The organism is Nocardioides aquiterrae (genome assembly GCF_039526625.1).
GTDB lineage: Bacteria > Actinomycetota > Actinomycetes > Propionibacteriales > Nocardioidaceae > Nocardioides > Nocardioides aquiterrae.
On sequence record NZ_BAAAJE010000026.1, the window covers coordinates 209,594 to 225,753 of the forward strand.

Sequence of the window (16,160 nt, forward strand, 5' to 3'; positions counted from 1 at the left end):
GCCGGAGCCCGCCCCGGTGAGGGGACGGGCTCAGGCGTTCAGCTCACGACCGGGTCAGCCCGTCAGGGCGCGACCTGCTTGCCGGTCCGGGCGCGGATGCACAGCGCGGCGAGGTAGTAGTCGCTGCTGCCCGAGCCGTCCCACCAGAAGCGGAACGCGCGCTGCTTGGGCCTCGGGTCCATCCCCATGAACCAGGTGTGCCACGGGTTGGTGAGCCAGAAGGCGCCGACCGCGGCCTTGTAGTCCTGGTAGCTGGCACCACCCGGGTTGTCGTCACAGTTGAGGCGGTACTCGCGGTTGCCGGACGTCAGGTTGCCGTGGAAGCCGTTGAAGCCGTCCGGGCGCCAGGACCAGAACAGGTTGTGGGCGTGTCCGTTGGTGGTGGCGGTCTTGATCTGCAGGCACTTCAGATACAACGAGACATCCGCGCCCGGGTCCTGGACGAGGAAGGCCCAGTGCCAGCTGAGGTAGTCGGGCGACAGCCAGCTGCGGTACTCGCGCACCCGGAAGTCGTCACCACTGAAGTTGAACCCCGGCGCGACGGCGAGCTCGGTGGAGTTGCAGCTCCCGTTGAAGTCCCACTCGTTCGCACCGAAGGCCGGGTCGGTGTCGACCGGCAGGGCGGTGTTCGTCGAATCGACGGGCAGGTTGCGAACCACGATGCCGTGCGTGTGGCCGTAGGCCTGCTCCACCGAGCCCCGGATGCAGGTCGCGAACAGCTTGATCTGCGCGTCGCCGTCGGCGTAGTTGTGGGCCCGGAAGTGCCACTTCGACTGGTCGGCCGTGTCGCCGTACGACGCCGTGAACACGACGTCCCGCTCGTCGCCGACGAACTCGGGCGGCTGGGCCTGGTCGACGTGGTCGACACGCCACATGCCGTCCAGGGCGATGTCGCCCGGGTCGCAGAACACGTGGTCGTGCAGGTACTGGTCCGGGAACTCCCCGGACATGGTCACGTGCTTCTCGACCTTGTAGATGTAGACCTCGTGCGGCTTGCCCGGTGCTGCCGACGCCGGGCTCGCGAACGCGGCCACGATGGCCAGCGGCGCGAGCAGGGCGGCAACGGCGGCACCGACGAGGAAGGTTCGGGACCGGTTTCGAGCCGTCATGACGACGATCTCCTTGCATTGACAGGAAATAGGGCGTGAGCACGTGCCCCGAGAGCGTTCCGCCGGTCCCCCCAGCCCGGTACCAGCCAGGCTAGGTCCGCTCGCGGGCGGCGCGTACATGGTCTACGCCGCTGGTCTACGCCAGCGGTCTGGTCCAGCGGTCTGGACCGGAGGCAGCCCGCCGGACGGGACGCGCACTCCTGTCTGGTGCGGTCCCGCCCGGCGGGGGTCCGGGAAGGCCTGAGCCCGCCCCGGTCGTCGGGACGGGCTCAGGACTCGGCTCACGAGTGGATGCCCGGAAGCGGTTCCACTACGGGAGCGGGAACGACGTCCGGCTGTTGATGCACAGCGTGCCGATCTTCGCCTGGGCCGGCGTGCCGTTGAAGTTCCAGAACACGTAGGCCCGGGTCTTGGGCCGCGGCTCCATGCCGAGGTACCAGCTGTCGTCCCAGTGGTTGCCCATCCAGAACCAGCCGACCATCGCCTTGTAGCCGTGCAGGCTGTTGTCGTCCTGGTCGCAGGAGTACCGCGACTCCTGCTGGTCGCCCAGCGGGACGGACACCGTGAAGCCGGACGCGAAGCTCGCGCTCGGCATGTGCTTCATCCCGACCGAGTGCCGCGGCGTCGCGCCGTCGAACACCCGGCGCTCGATGCACTTGCCGTAGAACCACGGGGCCGCCGCCGGCGCCGAGGCGCCGAACTCCCACTCCCAGCCGCGACCGGAGTTGGTCGGGTAGGTGGCGACGAGCCGGTGGTCGGCCAGGCCGGTCAGGTCGAACCCCGGGGCCACGAACATCTCGTCGGCCGTGCAGACGGCTCCGCGGTCGTAGACGTAGCGGTCGGTGTAGGTCGCGTGCGGGGCGGTGAACGCCTGGATCGGCGCGACGTTCCGCACCTTGATGTCGTGCCGGTGGGAGTTCGTGTACTCGGTGAAGGACCGGATGCAGGTGAGGAAGAGCTTCACCTGGGCGTCGCCGTAGGCCCGGTTGTCGAACTCGAAGTTCCAGCGGCGCGGGTCGAACTGGTCGGGGTACGACGACACCACGTACACGTCGCGCGCGTCGTTGTAGACGCCACCCGTCGTCGTCGGGGGCCCGTCCGGGTCCGGCGGCGGCGGGTTGTACTGGTCGACGTTCTTGATGCTCCACATGCCGTCGAGCACGATGTCGCCGGGGTCGCAGCTGAGCGTCTGGGTCGGCGAGTCACCGACGGTGTCGGTGCCGACGCCGGCCAGCCGGATGTACTTCTCGACCTTGTACTCGTAGATCTGGTGCTTGTGCGACGAGGTGCCCGCGTCCGCCGGTGCGGACGTGGTGGCGACCAGGGCCAACGGAGCGATCAACGCTCCGAGGGCGGCCGCGATCCGATAACGGGACTGAGCCGTCATGAGGACGATCTCCTTGCAGTGACAGGAAATGGGGCGTGAGCACGGATCCCGAGAACGTTCCTCACCGGCCCCCCCAGCCCGGGTGCGAGCAGGCTAGGCGGCCCTCTCGACGTCGAGAAGGTGGTCTACAACAGTGGTCTACCGCGCCGATCTGGACCAGTGGCAGCGGCGGCGACGCGCCGAGACGAACAGCAGCACCAGCACGCCGGCCAGGATCAGCGGCAGGTGGGTGACGACGGTCAGGACCAGCAGCACGGCCAGGACGGCGAGCACCGGGCCCGGCATGCCGTGGCGGAACGGCGGGCCCGGTGCCCAGGACGCCGGCCGGCGGCGCTCGGCCCGCGGCGCGACCGGGCCGTAGCGGCCGGGGAGGTCGCGGAAGACCGGCGCGAGCTCGCCCCGGGTGCGGCTGGCCCAGATCCGGTCCAGCCGCTCCGCGTGCTCCTCGGGGGTGAGCCGGCCCTGCGCGTAGTGCTCGCCGAGCTCGGCGGCGGCCGCCTCGCGCTCGGCGTCGCTGATCCGCAGCTGGTCGTCCATCACGCGTCCTCGGGCTGCTCGGGGTCGCCGTCGGCCAGCACGCCGTACAGCTTGCGGCGGGTCTCGACCAGGATGTCGACGGCCGCGCGGCGCTGCTGGTCGCTGCCGGTGGTGACGATCTGCCAGACCGCGCCCATCACCTGCCCGATCTCCGGACGCAGCTCGGGCATGCCGCCGCCGTCGTCCTCGCGCTCGGGCTCCTCGAACGGCGCCCAGACGGCCGCGAGCTCGTCGGCGTGCGCGTCGACGTACTCGCTGCCGGCGTCGGTCAGGCGCAGGCTGCGCCGGCCGTTGGTGTCCGCCGTCGCGACCAGGCCCTCGTCCTCGAGCTGCTGGATGGTCGGGTAGACCGACCCGGGGCTGGGCCGCCAGGCGCCGTTGCTGCGCTCGGCGATCTGCTGGATGACCTGGTAGCCGTTGATGTCCTCGCCGTTCCACTGCGCGGTGCGGACCACGTCCAGGATCGCGGACCGGACGTCGCCCCGCCGCACCCGCGGCCCGCGCTGGCGATCGCCCTGGGCCAGGCCGAACAGCCCCGCGACCCACGGCGGCGGGCCCGGGTTGCCCGGCCGGCCGAAGCCGTGCGGTCCCCACCCGCCCCACGGCGGGCCGCCCCAGCTGCCCCCGCGGCGGTGCTGCTGCCACTCCTGCTCCACGTGGGCGGCCCACTGCCGCCCGAACCCTCGGTGTCCCATCGCCGGACTCCCTCCGTGATCCGAGTATCGCAACTGTTTCGCGATATATCGCGACCGTACGCCGGGCGGGGTGGTGCGGCAAGGGGGTTCGGCTGTCAGCAGCCGATTCCCGCACGACACGCCGCAGGGAGCCGGCGTGTCGTGCGGGTTTCGGCTGTCAGCCGCCGAAACCGACGGCCCTCACCGCGCCAGCCAGGCGGCGTACGCGTCGAAGGTGTACGGCCGGCCGAGGAAGTCGGCGACCAGGTCGGCGGCGTCCCGGGAGCCGCCGGGGGCGAGCACGCGGTCGCGGTAGCGACCCGCGACCACGGGGTCGAAGAGGTCGGCCGGGTCGAAGGCCGAGAACAGGTCCTTCGCGATGACCAGCGACCACATGTAGGTGTAGTACGCCGACGAGTAGCCGGACAGGTGGCCGAAGCTGGCGAACATGTGGGTCCCGTCGATGTACGCGAACGGCGAGTACCGCTCCTGCAGCTCGCGCATCGCGGCGGTGAGGTCGTCGGGCCGGGAGGTGTGGAACCAGTAGGACATCGCGGCGTAGAACATCTGGGTCCGCGCCTGGTAGCCCTTCCCGAAGTCGTCGGCGGCGCGCATCCGCTCGACCAGGTCCGCCGGGATCGGCGAGCCGGAGGGCGAGACGGCGAAGGTTCGCAGCACGTCCGCGTCCCACGCCCACTCCTCGAGCATCTGGCTGGGCGCCTCCACGAAGTCCCACTCGGTCGCGACACCGGAGAACCGCGTCCACTCCCCCGCCCCGGCGAGCACGTGGTGCACCAGGTGCCCGAACTCGTGGAACAGCGTCACCACGTGGTCGTGCTCCATCAGCCCGCGGCTGAAGTTGCAGACCAGCACGCCCTCGGCGAGCTGCCGCCCCGCCAGCCCGTCGGCGAGCGTGAACTGCGCGGCGTGCTTGTACTTGCCCTCCCGCGGGTGCAGGTCCAGGTAGATCCGCCCGATCCGGGCGCCGTCGCGCAGGACGTCGTACGCCGTCACGTCGTCGTGCCAGACGACGGCGTCGGGGACGGCGTCGTACGAGATCCCGAACAGCCGCGACGTGACGTCGAGCAGTCCCTGCCGGACCCGCGCGAAGTCGAAGTAGGTGCGCACCTGCTGCGCGTCGACGTCGTGCCGCTCCTGGCGGACCAGCTCCTCGTAGTACAGGGCGTCGGCCGAGTCGATCGAGGCCGCGTCCGGTACGTCGCGGCGGTAGCGCTCCAGCAGCAGCTCCAGGTCGCGCCGCATCGGCTCGGCGGCGGCGTCGGCGATCCGGTCGATGAACTCGGGGATCGCCGGCCCCTTCTTGATCATCTTCACGTCGGCGTCGTACGACGCCCAGTCGGCGTACCCCACCAGCGTGGCCAGCTCCTCGCGCAGCGCGAACAGCTCGTGCAGCAACGGCTCGTTCTGCGGCCAGCCCCGCTGGAGGAACGCCACGGTGACCTCCCGGCGCACCGCGGCGTCGTGGGCGAACATCCGGACCGGGACCGAGTCGGGGTAGTCGGTGGTCACGGTGACCAGGCCGTCGTCGCCGGCGGGGTGTGCGTCGAGCCAGTCCTGCGGCATCCCGGCCAGCCGGTCCGGCGTCACCCGGACGGTGCGGACGTCGTCGCGGATGTTGCGGCCGAACTCCTGGCCGACCTCGGTCAGCCGCTCGTTGATCCGTGCCAGCCGCGCCCGGGTCTCGTCGTCGAGGTCCACGCCGGCCCGGCGGAAGTCGTCGAGCGTCTTCGTCAGCAGCCGCGCGGCCACCGGGTCGAGACCGTCCGGCGAGGCGGCGGCGAACACCTCGTAGAGCCGGCGGTCCTGCTTCAGCTCGGTGACGTACCGGTCCACCTCGACCTCGGCCTGCTCGCTGGTGGTGCGCGCGTCCTCGAGCGGGTGGACGTTCGCGAGCAGGGAGCCCGCCGCCGCGACGTTCGAGAGGTGTCGCGACACCTCGTCCCACTGCCGCAGCAGGTCGATCGTCGCCGCCGGCGGGTCGGCCCGCAGGCCCTCGGCCAGCTCGCGCGCGGCGGCCAGCCCGTGCCGCGTGCGGGCGGCGACCCACTCCTGCGCGTCGTCGGCCGAGGGGAGGGAGAGCGGCGCCGGGGCGGTCATGGCGCCAGACTGCCACGCCTCCGGGCGAGGTAGGCCCGCTCGGCGGGGTTCTCGGTGGCGGCCATCGCGGCGTCGTACGCCGCCCGCGCCTCGGCGCTCCGTCCGAGCCGGCGCAGCAGGTCGGCGCGGGTCGCGTGCCACGCGTGGTACGTCCCGAGGTCGAGCCGGTCGACCTCCGCCAGCGCCACCTCGGGGCCGTCGAGCTCGGCGATCGCGACCGCCCGGTTCAGCGCGACGATCGGTGAGGGCGTGACGGCGTACAGCAGGTCGTAGAGCTGCGCGATCTGGCCCCAGTCGGTCGCCGCCGCGTCCGGGGCGTCGGTGTGCACGGCGTTGATCGCGGCGAGCAGCTGGTACTGCCCCGGGCGCCCGAGGGAGAGGCACTCCTGGACCAGCGCATGCCCCTCGGCGATCAGCTCGCGGTCCCAGCCGCCGCGGTCCTGGTCGCGCAGCGGGACGAGCTCGCCGTTCGCGTCGACCCGGGTCGTCCGCCGCGCCTCGGTGAGCAGCATCAGCGCGAGCAGCCCGGCGACCTCGGGCTGGTCGGGCAGCAGCTGGCGCAGGATCCGGCCGAGCCGGATCGCCTCGGCCGTGAGGTCCTCGCGGATCGAGTGCTCGCCGGAGCTGGCCAGGTAGCCCTCGTTGAAGACGAGGTACACGACCGCGAGCACCCCGCCCAGCCGCGCGGTGAGGTCGTCGGGGCCGGGCACCCGGTACGGGATCCTCGCCGCGGCGATCTTCTTCTTGGCCCGGGTGATCCGTTGCGCCATCGTCGTCTCGGGCACGAGGAACGCCTGCGCGATCTCGGGGACGGTCAGCCCGCCGAGCAGCCGCAGGGTCAGCGCCACCCGCGCCTCGGGTGCGAGCGCGGGGTGGCAGCAGGTGAAGATCAGCCGCAGCCGGTCGTCCTCGACGATGCCGGTCGGCTCGTGAGGGGTGTCGTCCTGCATCATCAGGGCCGCCTGGTGCTTGGCGTCGCGGTGGGACTCGCGGCGGATCCGGTCGATCGCGCGGTTGCCCGCGGTCGTCGTCAGCCAGCCGCCCGGGTTGGGCGGTACGCCGTCGACCGGCCACCTCTCGAGCGCGACCAGCAGGGCCTCGGCGGCCGCCTCCTCGGCGAGGTCGAAGTCGCCGAAGCGGCGCACCAGCGAGGCGACCACCCGGCCGTACTCCTCGCGGTAGATCCGCTCGACCGCGGCGTCCGCGCTCGTCACGCAGGCGCCTCCTGGAAGGGACGCACCTCGACCTTGCCGGCGCAGGCCTTCGAGCCCTCGGCCGCCCACTCGAGCGCGGTGTCGAGATCGGGCAGCTCGAAGATCCAGAAGCCGCCCAGCCACTCCTTGGACTCGGCGAACGGGCCGTCGGTGACGACGCGTTCGCCGCCCGTGTTGTCGACGGTCCGCGCGCTCTCGATCGGCATCAGGCCACCGGCGAACACCCACACGCCGGCGTCCATCGCCTTCTGGTTGAACCGGTCGACCGCCTCGAAGATCGGCTGGATGTCCTCGGGGGCCGACGGCATCTCCTCGCCGGCCACGTGGTGGACGGACAGCAGGTACTGGGTCATCTGAATTCCTCCTGGGTAGGGGGCCCGGGTGGCCCGTCACCCTCTCCACGAACGGGGCGACGTCGATACGACACCCTTCCCGAAACAAATTCATCGTGCCTACTGTGAGCCGCATGTCGGCTCCCGGCTTCCGCCTCTCCTCGACCGTGCTCGGCAGCGCCGACCCGCGCGGCCTGGCCGCCTTCTACCGGGAGCTCCTGGGCTGGGAGCTCCGCATGGACGATCCGGAGTGGGTCGTCATCAAGCCACCCAGCGGTACGACGGGCCTCGCGTTCCAGCTCGAGGACGGGCACGTGCCGCCGACCTGGCCGGCGGGGCCGGGCGAGCAGCAGATGCAGGCGCACCTCGACATCGCCGTCGACGACCTCGAGGCCGGCGTCGCCCGGGCCCAGGCGCTCGGCGCCGGGCTGGCGGCGTACCAGCCCCAGGACGACGTCCGCGTGATGATCGACCCGGCCGGGCACCCGTTCTGCCTGTTCGAGCCGGTGCACTGACCGCCCGCACCGACCGCCCCGCACTAGAGTCCTGACATGACGGACTGGGGTGCGCTCTACCGCGACAACGTCGCCTCCGTCTCCGCGCTGGCCGGGGACCTGACCGACGAGCAGCTGGCCACGACCGTGCCCGGGACCCCGGCCTGGACGGTGCGCGACGTGCTCGCCCACCTCGCCGGCGGCGCGGCGGACGCGGTGACCGGCCGGACGGACGGGGCGCCCGGGCCGGAGTGGACCGCGCGGCACGTCGGCGAGCGCTACGAGCTGCCGGTGGCCGACCTGGTCGAGGAGCTGCAGTCGCACCAGGACGCGGTCGCCGAGTCGGCCGTCGACAGCCCGCGCCCGGCGATCGTCTGGGACGTCGCCGTCCACCACGCCGACCTGCACGAGGCGCTCGGCCTCGGGCCGCTGCCGGAGCGGTTGTGGTCGCCGGTGCTGGCCGGCGTCGCGGCGATGAAGTTCGGCACCGCCGGCGTCCCGGAGGACGTCGACCCGTACGAGCTGTTCCGCGCGATCTTCTCCCGCCGCTCCCGCACCCAGATGCAGGCCTGGGGCCTGCCGCTGTCCCCGGAGCAGCTGGACGAGCTCTGTATCTTCGGCCCCCGCGAGGACGATCAGCCCGTACCCTGAACGGGTGCTCCCTCGGACGTTCACCCTGCGCGCCGCCGCGCTGCTGGCCGCCCTCGCGATGGGCGCCGTGGGCCTCGTCGCGCCGACCGCGCAGGCCGAGCACGCCGACCGGAGCCCGGCGGTCAAGCCCGACCCGCGCAAGCGGCTCGGGCTGTTCGTGGACCCGAAGATGCCGGCGTACCAGCAGGGCGGGGTCTACCGCACCAGGATCGGCTCGAACGCCCAGGCCTTCTGGGTGATCCCGGAGGCGTACGACACCTCGTCCGTGAAGAGCAAGGTCGAGGAGTACACCGGCGACGCCGCGAACGCGCGCAAGACCCCGGTGCTGACGATCTACGGCATCCCGGGCCGCGACTGCGGCCAGTACTCCTCGGGCAACCCGCTCCAGACCGCGGCTCAGTACCGCGGCTGGATCAACCAGGTCGCGAAGGGGCTCGGCGGCACGCACGCGCTGGTGATCCTCGAGCCCGACGCGCTGCCGCTGTTCAGCAGCTCGGTGCAGGCCTGCCCGACCAAGCCCGACGGCTGGCTGGGCATGCTCCGGTACGCCTCCCGCAAGCTCAGCGGGACCGGCGCGTGGGTCTACCTGGACGCCGGGCACTCGAACTGGACGCCGTACGACGACCGGCCGAGGTTCCTCCAGAAGGCCGGCATCGCGTACGACCGCGGCTTCAGCACCAACGTCTCCAACTTCCGCCCAACCGCCGATGAGAAGGCCTACGCCGCGAAGATGCTCAGCGGCTTGCGCAAGCTCGGCGTCAAGGGCAAGCGCTACGTCATCGACACCTCGCGCAACGGGGCCCGGCCGCCGGACGGCAGTGGGTACGACGTCATCAACCCGACCTGGGCGCGGCTCGGCAAGCCGCCGCGGCTGGTCTTCGACGGGGCCTTCGACGGCAAGCTCTGGGTCAAGCACCCCGGCGAGTCCGACGGCCAGGTCAACGGCGGCGGCCCGTCCGGGCAGTGGTGCGACATGCTCGCCGACCGGCTGCTCGACCGCCCGTCCGAGCAGCCGTACTGCCCGTAGCCGCTCGCCGGCTCACAGAGTCACAGGAACGGGCGCACCTCGACCTTGCGGTTGCACGCCTTCGAGCCCGCGGCCGCGAGCTTGAGCGCCTCGTCCAGGTCGGCGGCCTCGAAGACCCAGAAGCCGGCCGCCCACTCCTTGGTCTCCGCGAACGGCCCGTCGGTGAACAGCCCCTTGTCGTCCCGGTTGTCGATGACCGTCGCGGTCTCGGGCGCGGCGAGCCCGCCCGCGAACACCCAGTGACCGCCCGCCCTCAACTGCTCGTTGAACGCGTCGACGGCGTCGAACTCCTCCTGGGTGCCGGACGCGGTGCGGTTGTCGATCACGGTGATCAGGTACTGCATGCGGATCATCTCCTGTGGCCGGGGGCCGCCCCTCGCGGGCGGCCTCTCACCCCCGCTACGAACGGGCCCGGGTCCATTCGACACCCGACGCCCGGGAAGATCCCGCCACCGGGTTAGGTTCGGTGATCGTGCGCAGACTCCGGGCTCTGGTGGCCGACACCCGACCGCTGCGCGACGAGCACTTCCGGCGGTTGTGGCTGGCCAACATCGTCACGGTGGTCGGCGCGCAGCTGACGGTCGTGGCGGTGCCGGCCCAGATCTACCAGGTGACCGGCTCGTCGGCGTACGTCGGCCTGACCGGGCTGTTCGGCCTGGTGCCGCTCATCGTGTTCGGGCTGTGGGGCGGCGCGCTCGCCGACGTGTTCGACCGGCGCACGATGCTGATCTGCACGACGCTCGGGCTGATCGGCACCAGCGCGCTCTTCTGGCTGCAGGCCGCGATGGGCAACACCAACGTGTGGCTGCTGCTCGGGCTGTTCTCGGTGCAGCAGGCGTTCTTCGCGGTCAACCAGCCGACCCGGAGCGCGGTGCTGCCGCGGCTGCTGCCGCCCGAGCTGCTGCCCGCGGCGAACTCGCTCAACATGACGATCTTCCAGGCCGGCGCGATCGGGGGGCCGCTGGTCGCCGGCGTGCTGATCCCGGTGCTCGGCTTCGAGTGGCTGTACCTCATCGACACGGTCACGCTGTTCGCGACGCTGAGCGCGGTGGTCCGGCTGCCGCGGCTGCCGGTCGAGGACGCCGCGAAGGGCACGCCCGGCCTGCGCTCGGTGATCGAGGGATTCACCTACCTCAAGGGCCACCCGGTGCTGCTGATGTCGTTCGTGGTCGACCTGATCGCGATGGTCTTCGGCATGCCGCGGGCGCTGTTCCCGGAGATCGCGCACGTGTCCTTCGGCGGCCCGGACGAGGGCGGCCTGGTGTTCGCGCTGCTGTTCGCGGCGATCCCCGCGGGCGCGGTCATCGGCGGGGTGTTCTCCGGCTGGGTGTCCCGCGTCGAGCGGCAGGGGTACGCCGTGATCGTCTGCATCGTGGTGTGGGGCGTGGCGATGACCGGGTTCGGCCTCGCCGTCGGGCTCGCCGACCGTTGGCAGCAGGTGATGCTCGGGATCGCGCTGCTGATGCTGGTGATCGGCGGCGCGGCCGACATGGCGTCCGCGGCGTTCCGCACGTCGATGCTGCAGACCGCCGCGACCGACGCGGTGCGCGGCCGGCTCCAGGGCGTGTTCATCGTCGTGGTCGCCGGCGGCCCGCGGATCGCGGACGTCGTGCACGGCGCCAGCGCCGCCATGGTCGGCACCGCCGCGGCCGCCGCCGGCGGCGGCATCCTCGTCGTGATCGGGACGGTCGCGGCGGCGATCGCCGTACCGTCCTTCGTCCGCTACCGGGTCACCCGGTCGGTGTCAGGCGTCCAGTAGCCCGCGCAGATAGGCCGCCTGCCCGACGTGCTGCGCGTCGTCGTCGGCGATGCTGACCAGCCGGACGCCGAGGCTGACCGGCGGGTCCCAGCGCTCGTCGACGATCCGGTCGAGGTCGAAGTCGGACAGCGTCCGCAGGTAGGCGACCGTCGCCTCGTGGCAGGCCCGCAGGTAGTCGGCCAGCAGCTCGCCGCTCGCCCGGACCTTGCCGACCTGCTCGCTGGTGTGGCCGTAGCCGTGGTCGTTCGGGTCCAGGTCCAGGCCGAAGCGATCCACCCAGCCCTCGGTGAACCAGACCTGCTCGGTGCCGGCCACGTCGGCGATCTGGGCGTCCTGGACGCGGGCGGCGTGCCACACCAGCCAGGCGATGGAGTTGGCGTCGGGGGTCGGCCGGTGGGCGAGCGTGTCGTCGTCCAGGCCGCCGACCACGGCGACGCCGTTCTCGAGGACGCGCTCGAAGAAGTCGATGTAGACGTCAGCGGGGGTCATGGGCCCGACGTTACGCCGCCGGTGAATGGGTACTCCGGCCCCATGACGAACTTCGGGTACACGCTGATGACCGAGCAGAGCGGGCCCCGCGAGCTGGTCCGGTACGCGGTCGCCGCGGAGGAGGTCGGCTTCGACTTCGAGGTCTCGAGCGACCACTACTCGCCGTGGCTGACCGAGCAGGGCCACGCGCCGTACGCCTGGACCGTGCTCGGCGCGGTCGCGCAGGCGACGTCCCGGGTGGGCCTGATGACGTACGTGACCTGCCCGACGATGCGCTACCACCCCGCGGTCGTGGCGCAGAAGTCCGCGACCCTGCAGATCCTCGCCGACGGCCGGTTCACGCTCGGCCTCGGCAGCGGCGAGAACCTCAACGAGCACGTGGTCGGTGAGGGCTGGCCGGCCCTCCAGGATCGCCAGGCGATGCTGGCCGAGGCGATCGAGATCATCCGCGCGCTGCACACCGGCGAGCTCGTCGACCACCGCGGCGAGTACTACCAGGTCGACTCCGCCCGGATCTGGGACGTCCCCGACGAGGGCGTCGACCTCGGGATCGCCGTCGGCGGCGACCGCGCGATCGAGGCGCTCGCCCCGCTCGGCGACCACCTGATCGGCGTCGAGCCCGAGTCGTCGCTGGTCGAGGGCTGGAACGCCGTCGACGGAGCCAAGAAGATCGGCGCCGAGGCCCGCGCCATCGGGCAGATCCCGATCTGTTGGGACCCCGACGAGGACACCGCGATCAAGAAGGCGCACGAGCAGTTCCGCTGGTTCGCCGGCGGCTGGCAGGTCAACGCCGACCTGCCGACCCCGGCCGGCTTCGCCGGCGCGACCCAGTTCGTGCGGCCCGAGGACGTCGCCGAGTCGATCCCGTGCGGACCCGACCTCGACAAGATCGTCGAGGCCGTCTCGGCGTACTGGAAGGCCGGCTTCACCGACATCGCGATGGTGCAGATCGGCGACGAGGGCCAGGACCGGTTCCTCGAGGAGGCCGCCGGCCCGCTGCTGGAGAAGCTGCGCGCCGCAGCGCCGTGAGGCCTACGCTCGGGTGGCGATGAGACAGCGGCACGGAGTCCTGCTCTGCGGCGTCGGCACAGCGGTGCTGTTCGTCGCCGGGGTCGTCGCGGCCCTCGGGCTGAGCCCGGCGGCCGTGGCCTCGCCGTACGACGGCGGCCTGTCGACGCCGCAGGAGGACAGCTACTACCCGGAGCACGGCGACCCCGGGATCGACGTCCTCCACTACGGCCTCGACCTGGCCTGGAACCGCCGCAAGGAGATCCTGTCCGGCACGGCCGACATCACGTTGCGGGCGACTGCGGACGACACGGCCTTCCAGCTCGACCTCGGCAGGACCATGGACGTCCGCCGCGTGGAGGTCGACGGCGTCCCCGTCCCGGCCATGCACCGCAACGCGGTCCTCCGCGTCGAGCATCCGGTCGTCGCCGACCAGCGGTACGACGTGACCGTGCAGTACCGCGGCAAGCCGCGCCCGGTGAAGGCGCCGACCAGCCGCAGCGACGAGCCCACCGTCGGCATGAGCGTCACCAAGGACGGCCAGCTGCGCACGATGCAGGAGCCGTTCGGTGCGTTCACCTGGTTCCCGTCGAACGACCAGCCCTCGGACAAGGCGCTGTTCGACCTCACCATCGCGGCACCGCGCGACTGGGTCGGCGTGAGCAACGGCCGCCTGGTCAGCACGAGCCGGACGGCGACGAAGACCGTCACCCGGTTCCACCTGGCGCACCCGGTGGCGACGTACCTGACGACGCTGGCCGTCGGCCCGTACGTCCACAAGAAGGCCACCGGCCCGCACGGACTGCCCCTCAACTACTGGCTCCCCCGCGGGACGGCGGCGCCGTACCTGAAGATGCTCCGGCACGTGCCCGCCGACCTGCGCTGGCTCGAGTCCAAGCTCGGCCCGTACCCCTTCGAGAGCGCCGGCGTCGTCGTCGTCCCGGGCGACTCGGCGATGGAGACCCAGACCCTGGTGACGTTCGGCCGGAAGACATGGAACAACCCCCGCCAGGACCCGCGCGAGGTGATGCTCCACGAGCTCGCACACCAGTGGTACGGCGACACCGTCACCCCGTCGGACTGGCGAGACCTCTGGCTGAACGAGGGCATGGCCATGTACCTCGAGGCGAAGTGGACGGTCGACCACGGGATGGCGACGTGGCGCGCGTGGCTCCGGTACTTCCGGTACTACAACAAGGTCGCCCGCGCCCAGGACGGCGGGCCGGGCAACTACGACAAGGACACCTTCGCCCAGGCCTGCCCGTACTACTGCACCGCGCTGATGTACGACACCCTCAGCAGGAAGATCGGCGAGCGCCGCTTCTGGAAGCTCGTCCGCCAGTGGCCGCAGTCCCGGCTCGACACCAACGTCGACCGCGCCGGCTTCATCGCCCTCGCCGAGAAGATCAGCCACAAGAACCTCGACCCGTTCTTCAAGGACTGGCTGAACTCGCGGACCTGGCCGCCTCGGTAGGGCACGACGGCTGACCCCGCCGGGCGTTCGTCCTAAGGTGGGGCGGTATGTCCGTCCACGAGTTCTGGGAGCCGGTCGGCCAGGGCTGGCCGCAAGTCGCGGAGCTGGGGCTGGCGTTCGTGCTGTCGTCCCTCGTCGGGGCTGAACGCGAGTACCGCCAGAAGAGCGCCGGGCTCCGCACCCACACCCTGGTGGGGGTGGGCGCCGCGCTGTTCGTCCTGGTGTCGAAGTACGGCTTCTCCGACGTGCTGGGCGACAACGTCACGCTGGACCCGTCACGGGTGGCCGCCCAGATCGTCTCCGGCATCGGCTTCATCGGAGGCGGACTGATCTTCGTACGCCGCGACGCCGTCAGCGGGCTGACCACGGCGGCCTCGATCTGGTTGACCGCGGCCATCGGGATGGCCGCGGGCGCCGGGTTGCCGTTGCTCGCCGTGCTGGCGACCGGCCTGTTCTTCGTGGCCGTCCCGGGCTACACCGCGGTCGTGCGCCGGCTGCCGCGGTCCCCCACTGCGCCGAGCGCGCTGCACATCGACTACCGCGACGGCGAGGGAGTCCTGCGCGAGATCCTCGCTGTCTGCACCCGCCTGGGCTTCGCGGTCCATCACCTCAGCTCGCGACGTCGCCCGGCCCTGGGCGAGATCGACGAGGCGTCCCCGGCCGTCGTCACCGTGCGCCTGGAGGTCCAAGGTCGCGGCGCCGTGGCGGATCTGGCCGCCGCCCTTACGGACTTGGACGGGGTCCTGGGCGTGGAGGCAGAGGACGTCAACGTGAACCGGGAATAGGCGGCCCTGCCCCCGGTGTCGCGCACCAGTGGTACAGCGACACCGTCACCCCGTCGGACTGGCGAGACCTCTGGCTGAACGAGGGCATGGCCATGTACCTCGAGGCGAAGTGGACGGTCGACCACGGGATGGCGACGTGGCGCGCGTGGCTCCGGTACTTCCGGTACTACAACAAGGTCGCCCGCGCCCAGGACGGCGGGCCGGGCAACTACGACAAGGACACCTTCGCCCAGGCCTGCCCGTACTACTGCACCGCGCTGATGTACGACACCCTCAGCAAGAAGATCGGCGAGCGCCGCTTCTGGAAGCTCGTCCGCCAGTGGCCGCAGTCCCGGCTCGACACCAACGTCGACCGTGCCGGCTTCATCGCCCTCGCCGAGAAGATCAGCCACAAGAACCTCGACCCGTTCTTCAAGGACTGGCTGAACTCGCGGACCTGGCCGCCTCGGTAGGCCCAAGGCGAGGGCGCTGTCGCACGGCTACCGCGCTGCCCCGACGGTGAGCAGGGCGCAACTCTGCTTCGGCGAGTTGGCGGTGCAGAGCCGGTAGCCGCCAGGACCTGCAGTGTCCGGAACGACCGCGATGTCCGGCCCGGCTCCGCCGACGCCGATGTCCACCCAGCCCCTACCCGTCCCATCGGCATCCCACCACGTCGGGTCGTGGTTGGCTCGGTACCCCGGCGTCACGGCGGCGATGTAGTACCTGGTCCTCCAGGCGGTCCCCGTCCAGGCGTCGAGGGAGTAGGCGATCCCCCGGAGCTGCTGACCCGGCCAGCGCACACTCAGCTCGTCGCCGGGCAGGTAGGTCCGCTGGTCGATCTCCATCCGCCCGAGGGACGCCGGTGCCAAGGAGGGCGTCGCGGTGCGCGACGACGTGGGCTCACTGCGAACCGAGGTCGCGCCAGCGTCGCCGTCCGGGGAGGTACAACCGGCGACCGATGAGGCGGCGACCAGGCCGACGACGGCCGCCACGTGGATGCGCATGACCGTACGACGCATCAGCTCGCACGGACGTTCCATGCCCGCTTCGTCACGTCCGCCTGTGGAAGGTGACGTCGCCGTTGGGGTGGTAGGTGGTGCGGTACTTCGGGTCGTGGGCGCGG

Annotated in this window: 18 protein-coding genes; 8 read left to right on the forward strand and 10 right to left on the reverse strand. The window is 71.6% G+C overall.

What is annotated here, in order from left to right:
• Window positions 1-62 precede the first annotated feature (62 nt).
• From ABD086_RS21300 to ABD086_RS21330, 7 genes are all read right to left on the reverse strand, one after another.
• On the reverse strand, window positions 63-1,109 hold the full coding sequence (locus ABD086_RS21300) for a hypothetical protein (protein WP_343909958.1): 1,047 nt from the start codon (window positions 1,107-1,109) through the stop codon (window positions 63-65).
• A 310-nt stretch (window positions 1,110-1,419) separates the two neighbouring features.
• Window positions 1,420-2,496 (reverse strand): hypothetical protein, encoded by a 1,077-nt coding sequence (locus ABD086_RS21305; RefSeq protein WP_343909960.1) that lies wholly within the window; start codon window positions 2,494-2,496, stop codon window positions 1,420-1,422.
• Window positions 2,497-2,634: 138 nt separating this feature from the next.
• Window positions 2,635-3,033: a DUF1707 SHOCT-like domain-containing protein gene (locus ABD086_RS21310; protein ID WP_343909962.1), complete on the reverse strand. Its 399-nt coding sequence runs from the start codon at window positions 3,031-3,033 to the stop codon at window positions 2,635-2,637.
• A complete protein-coding gene (locus ABD086_RS21315; RefSeq protein ID WP_343909964.1) occupies window positions 3,033-3,728 on the reverse strand; it encodes a PadR family transcriptional regulator in 696 nt (231 codons plus the stop codon). The genes ABD086_RS21310 and ABD086_RS21315 overlap by 1 nt, the downstream gene beginning before the upstream one ends.
• 180 nt (window positions 3,729-3,908) lie before the next feature.
• Window positions 3,909-5,825 carry a M3 family metallopeptidase gene (locus tag ABD086_RS21320; protein ID WP_343909966.1) on the reverse strand — a complete coding sequence of 639 codons (1,917 nt, stop codon included), beginning with the start codon at window positions 5,823-5,825 and terminating at the stop codon, window positions 3,909-3,911.
• Entirely contained in the window at window positions 5,822-7,039 is a 1,218-nt protein-coding gene (locus tag ABD086_RS21325) for an RNA polymerase sigma factor (protein WP_343909968.1), read from the reverse strand. Before ABD086_RS21325 ends, ABD086_RS21320 begins: the two co-directional genes overlap by 4 nt.
• Entirely contained in the window at window positions 7,036-7,392 is a 357-nt protein-coding gene (locus tag ABD086_RS21330) for a YciI family protein (RefSeq protein ID WP_343909970.1), read from the reverse strand. The genes ABD086_RS21325 and ABD086_RS21330 overlap by 4 nt, the downstream gene beginning before the upstream one ends.
• A gap of 113 nt (window positions 7,393-7,505) precedes the next feature.
• Here ABD086_RS21330 and ABD086_RS21335 point away from each other — a divergent pair, with 113 nt between their 5' ends.
• From ABD086_RS21335 to ABD086_RS21345, 3 genes are read left to right on the forward strand one after another with little or no spacing between them, the layout of a single operon-like run.
• The gene (locus ABD086_RS21335; protein WP_343909972.1) at window positions 7,506-7,886 is read left to right on the forward strand and encodes a VOC family protein; all 381 of its coding nucleotides are present in this window, start codon (window positions 7,506-7,508) and stop codon (window positions 7,884-7,886) included.
• A gap of 36 nt (window positions 7,887-7,922) precedes the next feature.
• On the forward strand, window positions 7,923-8,516 hold the full coding sequence (locus ABD086_RS21340; protein ID WP_343909974.1) for a maleylpyruvate isomerase family mycothiol-dependent enzyme: 594 nt from the start codon (window positions 7,923-7,925) through the stop codon (window positions 8,514-8,516).
• A 4-nt stretch (window positions 8,517-8,520) separates the two neighbouring features.
• Window positions 8,521-9,543 carry a glycoside hydrolase family 6 protein gene (locus tag ABD086_RS21345; RefSeq protein WP_343909976.1) on the forward strand — a complete coding sequence of 341 codons (1,023 nt, stop codon included), beginning with the start codon at window positions 8,521-8,523 and terminating at the stop codon, window positions 9,541-9,543.
• A 20-nt stretch (window positions 9,544-9,563) separates the two neighbouring features.
• On the opposite strand, the gene ABD086_RS21350 is transcribed toward ABD086_RS21345, so the two are convergent.
• The gene (locus ABD086_RS21350) at window positions 9,564-9,887 is read right to left on the reverse strand and encodes a YciI family protein (RefSeq protein ID WP_343909978.1); all 324 of its coding nucleotides are present in this window, start codon (window positions 9,885-9,887) and stop codon (window positions 9,564-9,566) included.
• Window positions 9,888-10,036: 149 nt separating this feature from the next.
• On the opposite strand from ABD086_RS21350, the gene ABD086_RS21355 reads away from it, so the two are divergent.
• On the forward strand, window positions 10,037-11,302 hold the full coding sequence (locus tag ABD086_RS21355) for an MFS transporter (protein WP_343909980.1): 1,266 nt from the start codon (window positions 10,037-10,039) through the stop codon (window positions 11,300-11,302).
• Here ABD086_RS21355 and ABD086_RS21360 read toward each other — a convergent pair.
• Window positions 11,288-11,791 (reverse strand): mycothiol transferase, encoded by a 504-nt coding sequence (locus ABD086_RS21360; RefSeq protein ID WP_343909982.1) that lies wholly within the window; start codon window positions 11,789-11,791, stop codon window positions 11,288-11,290. The two genes, ABD086_RS21355 and ABD086_RS21360, sit on opposite strands and share 15 nt — an antisense overlap.
• 42 nt (window positions 11,792-11,833) lie before the next feature.
• On the opposite strand from ABD086_RS21360, the gene ABD086_RS21365 reads away from it, so the two are divergent.
• Genes ABD086_RS21365 through ABD086_RS21380 form a run of 4 tightly spaced genes read left to right on the forward strand, consistent with a single transcriptional unit; the run spans window position 11,834 to window position 15,510 of the window.
• Complete coding sequence (locus ABD086_RS21365; protein ID WP_343909984.1) at window positions 11,834-12,820, forward strand: LLM class F420-dependent oxidoreductase; 987 nt, start codon at window positions 11,834-11,836, stop codon at window positions 12,818-12,820.
• A 19-nt stretch (window positions 12,821-12,839) separates the two neighbouring features.
• Window positions 12,840-14,273, forward strand: a complete 1,434-nt coding sequence (locus ABD086_RS21370) for a M1 family metallopeptidase (RefSeq protein ID WP_343909986.1) — start codon at window positions 12,840-12,842, stop codon at window positions 14,271-14,273.
• Window positions 14,274-14,320: 47 nt separating this feature from the next.
• Window positions 14,321-15,058 (forward strand): MgtC/SapB family protein, encoded by a 738-nt coding sequence (locus tag ABD086_RS21375; RefSeq protein WP_343909988.1) that lies wholly within the window; start codon window positions 14,321-14,323, stop codon window positions 15,056-15,058.
• Complete coding sequence (locus ABD086_RS21380) at window positions 15,055-15,510, forward strand: M1 family aminopeptidase (RefSeq protein WP_343910003.1); 456 nt, start codon at window positions 15,055-15,057, stop codon at window positions 15,508-15,510. Before ABD086_RS21375 ends, ABD086_RS21380 begins: the two co-directional genes overlap by 4 nt.
• A gap of 27 nt (window positions 15,511-15,537) precedes the next feature.
• On the opposite strand, the gene ABD086_RS21385 is transcribed toward ABD086_RS21380, so the two are convergent.
• Complete coding sequence (locus ABD086_RS21385; RefSeq protein ID WP_343909990.1) at window positions 15,538-16,077, reverse strand: hypothetical protein; 540 nt, start codon at window positions 16,075-16,077, stop codon at window positions 15,538-15,540.
• Window positions 16,078-16,160: the final 83 nt, after the last annotated feature.